General features: G+C 37.3%; 14 protein-coding genes and 1 other annotated feature. All 14 genes read left to right on the forward strand.

Annotated features, from left to right (window positions below; translation table 11 throughout):
• Positions 1–8: 8 nt before the first annotated feature.
• The 14 genes from AN161_RS20680 to udk all read left to right on the forward strand — a co-directional run bounded on the left by AN161_RS20680 (position 9) and on the right by udk (position 13,508).
• Positions 9–959, forward strand: coding sequence for a magnesium transporter CorA family protein (locus AN161_RS20680; protein ID WP_053596214.1), 951 nt, complete (start codon positions 9–11; stop codon positions 957–959).
• A 39-nt stretch (positions 960–998) separates the two neighbouring features.
• Positions 999–1,952 (forward strand): magnesium transporter CorA family protein, encoded by a 954-nt coding sequence (locus AN161_RS20685; protein ID WP_053596215.1) that lies wholly within the window; start codon positions 999–1,001, stop codon positions 1,950–1,952.
• 227 nt (positions 1,953–2,179) lie between these two features.
• Positions 2,180–2,393, forward strand: a binding site (T-box leader).
• A gap of 79 nt (positions 2,394–2,472) precedes the next feature.
• Positions 2,473–5,133 carry an alanine--tRNA ligase gene (alaS, locus tag AN161_RS20690; protein ID WP_053596216.1) on the forward strand — a complete coding sequence of 887 codons (2,661 nt, stop codon included), beginning with the start codon at positions 2,473–2,475 and terminating at the stop codon, positions 5,131–5,133.
• Positions 5,134–5,220: 87 nt separating this feature from the next.
• Entirely contained in the window at positions 5,221–5,487 is a 267-nt protein-coding gene (locus AN161_RS20695) for an IreB family regulatory phosphoprotein (protein WP_024363117.1), read from the forward strand.
• Positions 5,488–5,489: 2 nt separating this feature from the next.
• Positions 5,490–5,906 (forward strand): Holliday junction resolvase RuvX, encoded by a 417-nt coding sequence (gene ruvX, locus AN161_RS20700; protein WP_053596217.1) that lies wholly within the window; start codon positions 5,490–5,492, stop codon positions 5,904–5,906.
• 19 nt (positions 5,907–5,925) lie between these two features.
• On the forward strand, positions 5,926–6,234 hold the full coding sequence (locus AN161_RS20705) for a DUF1292 domain-containing protein (protein WP_053596218.1): 309 nt from the start codon (positions 5,926–5,928) through the stop codon (positions 6,232–6,234).
• A gap of 329 nt (positions 6,235–6,563) precedes the next feature.
• Positions 6,564–6,704 carry a hypothetical protein gene (locus AN161_RS29910; protein WP_158003078.1) on the forward strand — a complete coding sequence of 47 codons (141 nt, stop codon included), beginning with the start codon at positions 6,564–6,566 and terminating at the stop codon, positions 6,702–6,704.
• A gap of 133 nt (positions 6,705–6,837) precedes the next feature.
• Complete coding sequence (locus AN161_RS20710) at positions 6,838–7,365, forward strand: DUF1292 domain-containing protein (protein WP_053596219.1); 528 nt, start codon at positions 6,838–6,840, stop codon at positions 7,363–7,365.
• 359 nt (positions 7,366–7,724) lie between these two features.
• Positions 7,725–7,856: a hypothetical protein gene (locus AN161_RS31125; protein WP_277815967.1), complete on the forward strand. Its 132-nt coding sequence runs from the start codon at positions 7,725–7,727 to the stop codon at positions 7,854–7,856.
• Positions 7,857–8,565: 709 nt separating this feature from the next.
• Complete coding sequence (mltG, locus tag AN161_RS20715) at positions 8,566–9,693, forward strand: endolytic transglycosylase MltG (protein WP_053596220.1); 1,128 nt, start codon at positions 8,566–8,568, stop codon at positions 9,691–9,693.
• A 311-nt stretch (positions 9,694–10,004) separates the two neighbouring features.
• Positions 10,005–10,637: an O-methyltransferase gene (locus tag AN161_RS20720; protein ID WP_053596221.1), complete on the forward strand. Its 633-nt coding sequence runs from the start codon at positions 10,005–10,007 to the stop codon at positions 10,635–10,637.
• A gap of 5 nt (positions 10,638–10,642) precedes the next feature.
• Complete coding sequence (locus AN161_RS20725) at positions 10,643–11,575, forward strand: peptidase U32 family protein (RefSeq protein ID WP_053596222.1); 933 nt, start codon at positions 10,643–10,645, stop codon at positions 11,573–11,575.
• A gap of 14 nt (positions 11,576–11,589) precedes the next feature.
• A complete protein-coding gene (locus AN161_RS20730; RefSeq protein ID WP_053596223.1) occupies positions 11,590–12,870 on the forward strand; it encodes a U32 family peptidase in 1,281 nt (426 codons plus the stop codon).
• The gene (gene udk / locus AN161_RS20735; RefSeq protein WP_053596224.1) at positions 12,870–13,508 is read left to right on the forward strand and encodes a uridine kinase; all 639 of its coding nucleotides are present in this window, start codon (positions 12,870–12,872) and stop codon (positions 13,506–13,508) included. Before AN161_RS20730 ends, udk begins: the two co-directional genes overlap by 1 nt.
• The last annotated feature ends 50 nt before the right edge of the window (positions 13,509–13,558 follow it).

The following is a 13,558-nucleotide window of genomic DNA, read 5'->3' on the forward strand; positions in this document are numbered from 1 at the left end:
GAAAAAAGATGCTTACGATATACCAAAGTAATTCATCAGGTCAATTACAACTGGTATCTAACATTGTCCACAACACGTTGCTTTATCTTGTGGATCCGACAGATACCGAAATTTCTCAAGTTTCAAATAAACTTAATATTCCAAAAGATTTTATTCGCGATTCCTTAGACATCAATGAGCGACCTCGGATTGAAAAGGATGATTCGTCAATGGTCATCATTCTCAATTCTCCTGTGGCGATGAATGAGGAACGTTTGTACGAAGAAATTCCTTATCGGACGATACCAATCGGCATTATCCATGTGAAAGATCATTTGGTGATTGTTACAAAAAAAGACAATCCAATATGTAGAGATATATTTTCAGGGAAGTATGGAACATTTCAAACGCATATGAAGACTCGAATAACATTGCTACTTTTTGAAGCAATTGCCCAGTCGTATCTTGATTTTCTCAAGCGAATAAAAGTACAAGTTGGACGATTACAACAAGAATTGAAAGAATCACATAACAACCGCGAGCTATTCGGCTTGATTAATATCAATAAAAGTTTAGTATATTTTTCAACATCTTTGAGAGCTATGCACAATGTATTTTTACACCTTTCCAAAGGGCAAGATATAAAACTATATGAAGAAGATGAGAAAATGCTGCATAATGCGCTAGTAGACCTTGAACAAGCAGCGGAAGTAACGGAAATGCGTAGTCTTAGTTTAAGTAATCTAATGGATGCGTACGCGGCAATCACTCATAATAACCTAAATAGCGTTTTGAAAATACTAACTACCATTACTATTGTCCTGATGATTCCAACTATTATGGGGAGTATTTTCGCAATGAACGTTCCATTGCCTTATGAAGATCAACCATTCATGTTTACGGTGATTATTGGGCTCATGGCAGGCATTAGTGGAGGTCTTGTCTACGTATTTTACAAAACAAAATTTTTACGTTTTTAATATTTTTTACACTGTATATAAGAAAGGAAGTGTATCAAAATGCTTTTAATATACAAAAGTAATTCTGAAGGTAAGTTTGAGCAAACATCAAATATTGGTTATAACAGTTGGCTTCATCTCGAAGCACCAACATCCAGTGAAATTGAACATGTGATGGCAGCTCTTGCTATTCCAAGCGATTTTTTAACCGATTCACTCGATATAGAAGAACGCCCGCGAATTGAAGAACGTGACGGGGCTGTCTTGATTGTTATTCATATTCCTTATGATCGAATAGATGTTGAGAGCTCTTCTCAAGACGTGAAATATCGAACAATTCCTATGGGTATCGTTCACACTGAACATCATATGATTACGATATGTAGAGAAGAGCTACCTTTCATGAAAGATCTGTTTAATGGCGAGATGACTCTTTTTGAGACACACATGAAAACGCGCAACACCTTAAATATATTAAGTATAACTGCGCGGGCGTATATTGATATTTTAGCTACTATTGAACGGGAAGTCTCTTTAGCAGAAAGGGAACTTGCCAAGTCATATCGTAATAGTGAGTTGTACACATTACTATACTTGAATGAAAGTCTTATATATATGGTAACATCACTAAAACAGATGAAATTTACTATGCAAAAAACATTACAGGGGAGCAATATCATATTAGATGAAGACGATGCAAATATTTTAGACGACGTGCTTATTGAGATAGATCAAGCGTATGAAGTGACGGAAATCAATCAAGTTAATTTAAATAATATTATGGATGCATATGGTAACGTAATTCAAAACAACGTAAGCCAAGTACTCAAATTACTCGCTTCATTTACAATCATATTGTCGGTGCCGATGTTAATTGCCAGCATTTATGGGATGAATGTGCCGCTACCATATCAAAATACATCAAATGCATTTTGGGTAGTAATGGTCGTAATGGTCTTGTTGACTGGTTTGTCTACCTTCGTTTTTTACAAAAAAAATTATTTTTCTCGATAGCATAGTGGAATGACTTATACCATTTTAATAGAATAAATTCTAATGTTGAAGTAAACGAATACTTTAATATGATACGTCACAATAAGAATTTTTCAGTAATTGAAGAAGAAAATCTACTATTCTATAAACACTTAAATGACGAACTCAAATGAGCTTTGTTACGATTAGCAATTATAGTACCAATTGACAGAAGAAAATATTTTTTTTATAATGCTCGTTAGAAAATAGTAAAAACAATGATGGAACAAGTACGTATTTGTGCGTGTAAAAGAAAGGGATTTCTTGGCTGAAAAAATCCTCACAATAGCAAATACCGAAAGCTACTCCAGAGTGCAGTTAATCCCTGCCGTTCACTTACGTTACAAGTGCTAAAGAGGTAAGTATACTTTTACTTACAACTAGGGTGGTACCGCGAGAAAATCACAAGTCCTCGTCCCTTTATTGGGATGGGGGCTTTTTTTATGTTGATTTGCGGATTCATATCGTGATTTTACAAAACATATTGGGAGGAACTTTTCATATGAAAGCAGTAGAAATTCGCCGCATGTATTTAGAATTCTTTAAAGAAAAAGGTCATCATCATGAGCCATCAGCACCGCTTGTGCCAATCAATGACCCATCATTACTTTGGATTAACTCAGGTGTTGCAACACTTAAACCATATTTCGATGGTCGTATCATTCCTGACAATCCACGTATTACAAATGCTCAAAAATCAATTCGTACAAATGATATTGAAAACGTAGGTAAAACGGCTCGACACCATACGTTTTTTGAAATGCTTGGTAACTTCTCAATTGGGGATTACTTTAAAAAAGAAGCTATTCATTTTGCATGGGAATTCTTAACAAATAAAAAATGGATGGGCTTTGATCCGGAGCTTTTATCTATTACTATCCATCCTGAAGATCAAGAAGCGTATGACGTTTGGCATAACGAAATTGGTATTCCTGAAGAGCGTTTAATCCGACTAGAGGGGAACTTCTGGGATATTGGTGAAGGTCCATCTGGTCCTAACTCAGAAATTTTTTATGACCGTGGGGAAGAATACGGTTCAGATGAAAATGATCCAGAGATGTATCCAGGTGGTGAAAATGAACGCTATCTTGAAATTTGGAACTTAGTGTTCTCTCAATTCAACCATAATCCTGATGGCACATATACACCGCTACCAAAGCAAAATATTGATACTGGTATGGGTCTAGAGCGTATCGTATCAGTTGTTCAAAATGTTCCAACGAACTTTGATACTGATTTATTCATGCCTATTATTGAAAAAATCGAGCAGTTAGCAAATCGCAAATATAAACTTCCAGGTGAAGTAGCGCTAAGTGAAATCTTCGGTTCAGAAGAAGATATCAACACACCATTTAAAGTTATCGCGGACCATATCCGTACAGTGGCGTTTGCCATTGGTGATGGTGCTCTTCCTTCAAATGAAGGTCGTGGTTATGTATTACGTCGTTTACTACGTCGAGCTGTGCGCTATGCAAAACAAATCGGTATTGAAAAGCCATTTATGTTTGAATTAGTACCAACTGTTGGTGAAATTATGAATGATTTCTACCCAGAAGTAACGGAAAAATGTGAGTTTATCCAACGTGTTATTAAAAATGAAGAAATTCGCTTCCATGAAACATTAGACGGTGGTCTTGCTATCTTTAACGAAGTAGTAGAGGCTCAAAAAGCAGCTGGCCATGACTATATTCCAGGTGCAGATGCGTTCCGTTTATATGATACTTACGGTTTCCCAATCGAATTAACAGAAGAGTATGCGGAAGAAGTAGGCATGAAGGTAGACCATGAAGGCTTTGAAGCAGCAATGGAAGAACAACGTGAACGCGCACGTGCAGCTCGTCAAGATGTGGACTCTATGCAAGTACAAAGTGAAGTGTTAGCAAACTTGACGGTTGCAAGTGAATTTGTAGGCTTTGATGCATTATCTGTAGACACAGAAATTGCGGCGATGATTGTTAATGGTCAAGTAACAAAAGTAGCATCTGAAGGTCAAGAAGCACTAGTTATTTTAGCTAAAACACCATTCTATGCTGAAATGGGTGGTCAAATTGCGGATAGCGGTGTTATTGCTAATGATAGCTTTACTGCCATTGTAAAAGATGTACAAAAAGCACCAAATGGTCAGCCGCTTCATACAGTACTTGTAGAATCTGGCGAAATGCATGTTGAAGATGCGGTGAAAGCAGTAGTTAACCGTGATGAACGTAATTTAATTATTAAAAACCATACAGCAACACATATTATGCAACGTGCATTAAAAGATGTACTAGGTGATCATGTTAACCAAGCAGGTTCATATGTAGGACCTGATCGTTTACGCTTCGACTTTTCTCACTTCGGTCAAGTGACAAAAGAGGAATTACAGCAAATTGAACGTATCGTAAATGAAAAAGTGTGGGATGATATAGAGGTTGTGATTGAAGAAAAGGGCATCGATGAAGCAAAAGCTATGGGTGCAATGGCATTATTCGGTGAGAAATATGGTGATGTTGTTCGCGTTGTTTCAATTGGTGACTACTCTATTGAGCTTTGCGGTGGTATTCACGTAAAACGTTCTTCTGAAATTGGCTTCTTCAAAATTGTTTCAGAAGGTGGTATCGGTGCAGGTACTCGCCGTATTGAGGCCGTTACAGGTAAAGTTGCATATGAAACAGTAAAAGAAGAAGAAGCGTTATTAAACGATGCAGCAGCTTTATTAAAAGCAAATCCAAAAGATATTGTGACAAAAGTACATGCGTTACAAGCTGACTACAAAGAATTACAACGTGAAAATGAGGCATTATCTCAAAAAATCGCAAATGCACAAGCGGGTGCTATTGTGGATGCAGCGCAAACTTTTGGTGATGTAACAGTTCTTTCTACCAAAGTTGAGGCGAAGGATAATAATCAACTGCGCCAAATGATGGATGACTTAAAAGCTAAAATGCCTAAAGCTGTTATCGTTCTTGGTGCTGTCGATGGCGATAAGGTTATGCTATGTGCGGGTGTCACAAAAGATTTAGTTGGTGGCAATTACCATGCAGGAAATATCGTAAAAATGGTAGCAGAAGCATGTGCTGGTAAAGGTGGCGGTCGTCCAGATATGGCGATGGCAGGTGCAAAAGATGCATCAAAACTTGATGAAGCACTACTTTCTGTGTATGATTATGTTAAATCCATTTAAATAATACGCCAAATCATGTTATAATAAAGAGAAATTGGAGATGAGCTTTTTGCACATCTCCTTATTTCTGAAAGCGAGGTGCTGGTCATGAGTTCATTTGATCAAACGATGAAATTTAATTTTCCAGAAGAATCAATGGAACAGGAAGTCAAGCAGGTAATGTTGAAAGTACATTCTTCTTTAGAGGAAAAGGGATATAATCCTATCAATCAGATTGTCGGTTATTTACTTTCTGGTGATCCGGCGTATATTCCTCGCCATCAGGATGCTCGTAATTTAATTCGCAAGCTTGAGCGTGATGAAATTCTAGAAGAGCTTGTTAAATTTTATATTAAAAAGAATAACGAGGGCTAGAAATGAGAATTATGGGATTAGACGTTGGGTCAAAAACCGTAGGCGTTGCCGTTAGTGATGCTCTAGGGTGGACGGCCCAAGGTATTGAAACCGTAAAAATTGATGAAGCAAACGGCGAGTTCGGAATTGACCGTATAGCCGAGCTAGTAAAGGAATATGTTATAACAGAATTTGTTGTAGGATACCCGAAAAACATGAATAATACGGTGGGACCGCGTGGAGAGGCTTCTGAAGACTATAAAAAGCTTTTAGAAGATACATTTTCATTACCGGTCAAGCTTTGGGATGAACGTTTAACAACGATGGCTGCAGAGCGTATGCTAATCGATGCGGACGTAAGTCGCAAAAAGCGTAAGCAAGTCATTGATAAAATGGCTGCTGTGATGATTTTACAAGGCTATTTAGATAGCAAAAATTAATTGATGAGGTGACAAGCACATGGCACACGAGCACAACCATGAAGAAGAATTACATGTACAACACATTACAGTGATTGACGAGAACGGAAACGAACAGCTTTGTGAAGTGATTCACGTACATGAATCGGCTGAATTTGGTAAATCATACGTATTTTACTCTATGGTAGGTGCAGAAGAAGATGCAGATGGTTCTGTAGAAATCTTCGTATCTTCATTTGTACCATCTGAAAATGGTGAAGATGGTGAGTTAACACCAATCGAAACAGAAGCAGAGTGGGATATGGTAGAAGACGTATTAAACGCTTTAGAGGATGAAAACGAGGACTAATCGTAATCTTTAAAAGTGTGGAACAAGGATGGCAACAAGCACTCCTTGTTCCTTTTTTACTTTTGAAAGAATAAAGCTGGCTCATCACTAAAAGTTGTGGATGACATTTTTAAAAATATATGCTCTGTATATTAGTTGATCTTCGTTACGACTGGACGATTCCTTGGGGATCAGCAATAGAGGAACGAAGGCTAAGACCATCACGTCCTGTGATAACGCCTTTGTGACCAACATCGTGTCGTTGCCGCTACGTTTGCACTACGCTTTCGCACAAAAAAACACTTGTTGCCCCAAGCGGCTCATCGGACGCCCCCAGGAAGCTTTGCTCTGTGCGAAAGCGAAGCGTCAGCTACAATTGTTTTATCTGTGCGAAAGCGAAGCGTCAGCTACAATTGTTTTATCTGTGCGAAAGCGAAGCGTCAGCTACAAAGCGCCCAGTCGGAACGGAAATCAACCACACGTTATGGTGATGAGCCATAAGCTGTGAGGTTATGTGAGACTATGGCGAATCCAATGAATTAAAGGTGAGATTTTTGTGTCACCCAAAAAATGACTCGTATCAAAGTTTGAAACATAATTTAGCCTAATTAAGGAGGAGATTAAATGAGTGAAGAAACACAAGAGTTTCTTATAGTTGGAGAGGATGGCAAGGAGCAAAAATGCCGTGTGGTCTTTACCTTCGATGCAGAGGAGAAATCATATGTATTGTTTTCGTTAATTGACGAAGATGGTAACGAAATTCCTGGAGACATTTCTGCTATGACATTTGATTACGATGATAACAATGGAGAAATGACAAATTTACAGCCTGTTGAAACTGAGGCAGAATGGGAAATGATTAATGAGGTAGTCCTAACACTTCTAGACGAGTTTCAGGAGGAGCCGCAGCTAATTACAGTAACAGATGAGGATGGATCAGATCAGGTTTGTGAGGTCATTCATACATTTTCGTCAGAACAGTTTGGCAAATCCTATGTACTATATGTTCTGTCAACGGACGAACCGATAGAGGAACGAGATATTTTTGCTGCCCAATACGTACCTGGAAATGACGGAACAATTGAAGAATTATTACCCATTGAAACAGATGAAGAATGGGCATTTGTTGAAGATGTATTAAATGATTTGTAACAAAAACTCTGAGTGCTTAATAAAGCTACTCAGAGTTTTTTTATGTAAGTGGGTATTAATATGTAAAAGTATGCTATCTGTAAATGGAATTTGTGTATTTTCGATTGAATGTAATGAACTTTCGAGAAAAAAACATTTTTTTACGAAGTGTTTTATCAGGATTTTTAGATGGTTAGGGATGGTGTGGAAAATGAAGTATTGACCAATTGTGAGTAAGTAGATAAGATTTGTTTTAATTAAACCAAGTAAGCTTATTTATAAAGAATGGAATAAGATGATGACATTATGTGGACTACTGGTCAGTGTATTGAGATAGGTTTGTTGGCAGGCTGCACAAGCAAAGGAAAGTGATTATACAGTTGAGGATATTACAAATATTACCACGTGATTTTGAGGACTTTGTGAACAACGTTGTGCCAATTTTACAAGAACGTGGCATTTATCGGAAAGAGTATATAGGTTCAACACTAAGAGAATATTTAGGGCTATAAAAACCACAAAATAGATTTACTAAAAGCAAGGTGCCTCAGAGCTGAGTGATGTTTATACTCGTAACGAACGTGAGCAACAGCTAGTCCAGGATACTCGTGAATTGGCCCAACAAATTGACAAGACAGCTACTAAATATGATGAGAGCGGAGGATTTCCGTTTGAGCATTTTAAAATTGAAAAAAATATGGCGGCGAGGAAATTTCTCTTTATGAAATGTTATTAGCACAAGAACAATTAGCTAGAGATATAGCCGCTTCAATCCTCCGACAGATGATGTGGTTATCTCACAGCTTGCAAAGGGGTTACTAGTCGATATCAAACAAGAATCTTTTCAATTATAGTCTGAAATAAGTGACACGTTATCACTTTATATTGAGATAATAAGTTTTCTGACCGTTAATGTGGGAAAATAATCTTAACAAAATAGTTGGTAGATTTTTGTTTTCTCCATGGCGAGCTTTCCATAATCAAACTCTCATTAATTTTACCTGGATTTTTATATTTCCATTGAAGCCATAAAACTATTTTGGTTTCAGCTTGTTAATTAACCCTGTGAAAATCAACTTTTATTTATTGCTTCATATTAACTATATTTTTTCTTTTGTCGTAACCTGTTTTTTCTGTGTGCTTTTTCTACTGAATTATCTATTTCTGTTTGTCGTGAAAGTTGATTTCTAGTATGATAATGAAGTGATAGGGGGGAAACCCGTGAATAACGGTTCAAAAAAACAAGAAATGTTTTCAAAAATGCAAGAAAGAAAATCCGAGGTAAAAATTGTGAGAAAAATCGTTGCTATTGTTACAATTGCTTTTGTTCTAATATTAGGGATTGTCGGTTTACTAGGCTATAATTATGTGAAGAGTGCCTTAAAACCAATAGATCCGGATGCGACTAAAACAATAGCAGTTGAAGTACCAATTGGTTCAAGTTTAGGCTCTATTTCGACTTTACTAGAGAAAGAAGGCATTATTAAAGATTCTCGTGTTTTTAAATACTATGCCAAATTTAAAAATGAATCAAAATTCCAAGCAGGGGATTATGATTTAACTCAGGCAATGACATTTGATGAGCTAATAGAAAGTTTAAAAACTGGGAAGGTATACCGTAAGCCAGTCTTTACGATGACGATTCCAGAAGGTTTAACGCTTGAACAAATTGGTAATATTGTTGAAAAGAAAACGCCATACACTGAAAAGGAATTTATGGACTTAGTAACAAGCGATACATTTGTTCAACAAATGAAGGCTAACTACCCTGAGCTTGTGACAGATGCGGTTTTAGCCGATAATATTCGCTATGATTTAGAGGGCTATTTATTCCCTGCAACTTATTCTTACTTTGAAGAAAAACCTTCATTAGAATCGATTGTAGATGAAATGGTGGGGGCTATGGACAAGATTGTGAAGAATTACAGCGATGTTCTAGCTGAAAAGAAAATGTCTGTGCATCAATTATTAACATTTGCTTCATTATTGGAAGAAGAAGCTACTGCCCAAACAGATCGAGAAACGATAGCGAGCGTATTCTATAATCGTATGGATCAAGGGATGCCACTACAAACAGACCCAACTGTTTTATATGCGCTTGGTTCCCATAAAGATCGTGTACTATATGAAGATTTAGAAGTAGATAATGTCTATAATACTTATAAAAATAAAGGCTTACCACCAGGTCCTATTGCAGGTGCTGGAAAAACTTCGATTGAAGCATCGCTAAATCCAAGTAAAACAGATTACCTATTCTTCTTAGCGGATAAAGAGGGTGTCAACCACTTCTCGAAAACATATGATGAACATTTACAAAAAGTAGAAAAATATTTGCGCAAGTCAGAGTAATGTCTTTAAAATAGAAAAAATAAATAACAATAATGTGGATAGAAGGAAAGAAAAATAGCTTTCCTTCTATTTTCGTGCTATTATAAGTTGTGATTTTTGATCAATCCGCATGGAATAAATTCAATCAGTCCGTTAATGCGGGATAATATACGTGGTGGCAATTGTTATGAGCTTATACAAAAACAATTGCTCATTTTTGTATGACGAAGTACCAAGACATCACGTTTGGTCTTTTTCTTTTTGTTGCTAAATGATGAAGTACAGACAACGAGAGATTGCTCGTTGCCTTTTAAATGAGGGTGGATTTAACAATGGAATTATCAGATGCATATATACAATCATTTATTCAACCACGTAATGATTTGCTTTTAGAAATGGAAGCATTTGCGGAGGAGAATCATGTACCGATTATGCAGCTTGCAGGCATTGATGCTTTGAATCAACTGCTACGTATTCAAAATCCGTCAAAAATTTTAGAGATTGGGACAGCAATTGGTTATTCTGCAATAAGAATGGCAGAGGCTTTACCAAATGTGCATATCGTTACAATCGAGCGTGATACAGAGCGTGTTGCGAGAGCGAAGGCTTATATTGAACGTTCTACAGTATCAAATCGTATTACCGTCATTGAAGGAGACGCCTTAGAGGTAAAAGATGAGGCAATCCATACAACATTCGATGCAGTTTTTATCGATGCTGCAAAGGGGCAATATCAACGCTTTTTTGAAAAGTACGCGCCTCTTGTAAAATCTGGCGGAGTTCTATATATCGATAATATGTATATGCATGGCTTATCAGATTTGGATTTAAAGGATGTACCGCGTCGCAAGCGTACAATGATTCGCAATTTAAAAAACTTCACTGAATGGATTATGCAGCACCCAGATTATACAAGTGCATTTTTACCAGTCGGTGACGGCTTATTACTATGTTTGAAGAGGTGACTATTATGAAAAAACCGGAATTGCTTGTTACACCGCAATCAGTGGACCATGTAAAAGTACTTTTACATGCTGGAGCAGATGCTTTTGTCATTGGTGAACAACAATTTGGTCTTCGACTAGCAGGAGACTTTTCTGTTAGTGAAGTAGAAGAAGCTACAAAGCTGATTCATGCAGCGGGTAAAAAGGTGTATGTTGCGGTAAATGCGCTATTCCATAATGAAAAATTGGATGCGCTTGCCGAATATTTAAAAGAAATGCAACGTATTGGCGTTGACCGTTTAATTTACGGTGATCCAGCAGTATTAATCATTCGTCGTGAGCAAGGTGTAACAATACCGTTACACTGGAATCCTGAAACAACTGCAACGAACTGGTTTACGGCAAATTATTGGGGAAAAAGAGGAGCAACTCGCGCAATACTTGCTCGTGAACTTTCTTTAGATGAAGTGCTAGAAATTAAAGAAAGCGCGGAAGTAGAGATTGAGGTTCAAGTACATGGGATGACATGTATGTTCCAATCAAAACGTCCATTACTAGGCCATTATTTCTTATATCAGGATAAAGTAATGGAAATTGAGAATCGTAAGGAAAATCGTAATATGTTCCTTCATGATGATGAACGTAATAATAAATATCCAATTTATGAGGATGTTAATGGTACGCATATTTTCAGTCCAAACGATATGTGCACTATTGATGAGCTAGGCGAATTATTCGAAGGTGGCATTGATGCATTGAAAATTGAGGGTGTACTTCAAACACCAGAATATGTGGCCACAGTAACAGAAGCTTATCGTCAAGCAATCGACACATATTTTGACGAATCAGAAGATGCGTATGAAGATATTAAAGATGATTTATTAGCAAAAATTGAAGAAATTCAGCCTGCCATCAGACCTCTTGATACTGGCTTTATCTTCAAGGAAACAGTTTACTAGGAGGTGGCAAGAACATGGCATTAGCATTACAACAAAATGACAAAATCCGTGAGATTGTAGACGGTAAACGTGTCATTACAAAAAAACCAGAGCTACTTGCCCCTGCAGGTAGTCTAGAAAAATTAAAAGTAGCAGTTCATTACGGTGCGGATGCGGTATTTATTGGTGGACAAGAGTTCGGCCTACGTTCAAACGCAGATAACTTCTCAATTGAAGAAATGCGTGAGGGTGTTGAATTCGCCAATAAATACGGTGCCAAAATCTATGTTACTACAAATATTTTCGCCCACAATGAAAATATGGACGGCTTAGAGCAGTATTTAAAAGATATTGAATCTGCGGGTGTTACAGGCATTATTGTAGCGGACCCTCTTATCATCGAAACATGCCGTACTGCTGCACCAAAGCTTGAAATTCACCTTTCTACACAGCAATCTTTATCAAACTGGAAGGCTGTACAGTATTGGAAAGAAGAAGGCTTACATCGTGTAGTATTAGCTCGTGAAGTAGGCGGCGAAGAAATGCAGCTTATGAAGGAAAAAGTCGATATTGAAATTGAAGCATTCGTTCATGGAGCGATGTGTATCGCTTATTCTGGTCGCTGTGTACTTTCGAATCACATGACTGCTCGTGATTCTAACCGTGGGGGTTGCTGTCAATCTTGTCGCTGGGACTATGATTTATACGAGGTAGAAGATGGCGAAGAAAAGGCACTTTTCGATGATAATCACGCATCTTTTGCGATGAGTCCGAAAGACTTAAAGCTAATTGAAGCAATTCCACATATGATTGAACTTGGTATTGATTCATTAAAAGTAGAAGGTCGTATGAAATCAATTCACTATGTTGCTACAGTTGTTTCAGTGTACCGTAAAGTGATTGATGCTTATTGTGCTGACCCTGACAATTTCAAAATTAAACGTGAGTGGCTCGAGGAATTAGACAAATGTGCTAACCGTGATACTGCTGAAGCATTCTTCCACGATGCACCTGGTTACGAGGAGCAAATGTTTGGTGTACATGGCCGTAAAACGACTTATGAGTTTGCTGGACTAATTTTAGAGCATGACCCAGAAACGAAAATGGTTACAATGCAACAACGTAACTATTTTAAACCTGGCGATGAGGTAGAATTCTTTGGGCCAGAAATCGAAAATTTCCGTTTTACAATGGGTGAAATTTGGGATGAGGATGGCAATAGCTTAGATGCTGCTCGTCATCCACTACAAATTATTAAATTTAAATGCGACACACCATTAAAACCGCATAACATGATGCGAAAGGAGAATAATTAATGGCAGCGAAGCGTCCAGTCGTCATCGGAATCGCTGGTGGCTCATGCTCGGGAAAAACAAGTGTGACCAATGCCATTTATGATGTTTTCCGTGACCATTCAGTAGTTGTAATTGAACAAGATTTTTACTATAAAGATCAAAGTCATTTAACGTTTGAGGAGCGTTTAGGTACAAACTATGACCATCCGTTAGCGTTTGATAATGATTTGTTAATTGAGCACATAAAAAAATTATTGCTACGTCAACCAATTAACAAGCCTGTGTATGATTATGTACAACATACAAGAGCACAAGAAGTTATTCATGTTGAACCTGTAGATGTTATTATATTAGAAGGTATTTTAGTGTTAGAGGATGCAGATTTACGTGATTTAATGGACATTAAATTATTTGTAGATACGGACTCAGATATACGTATTATTCGTCGTATAATGCGTGATATAAAAGAGCGTGGGCGTACAACAGATTCTGTAATCGAACAATATTTAACAGCAGTACGTCCAATGCATAATTTATTTATTGAGCCGACGAAACGTTATGCTGATATTATTATTCCTGAGGGTGGGGATAATGAGGTTGCAATTGATTTGATGGTAACGAAAATTAAAACTATTCTTGAAACCGACAACGTATTGTAATAAGATAGAGTGGTATTGACAATATTTACATGCGTATCTGTGCATATTTC

The organism is Lysinibacillus sp. FJAT-14222 (genome assembly GCF_001278875.1).
Taxonomy (GTDB): Bacteria; Bacillota; Bacilli; order Bacillales_A; family Planococcaceae; genus Lysinibacillus; species Lysinibacillus agricola.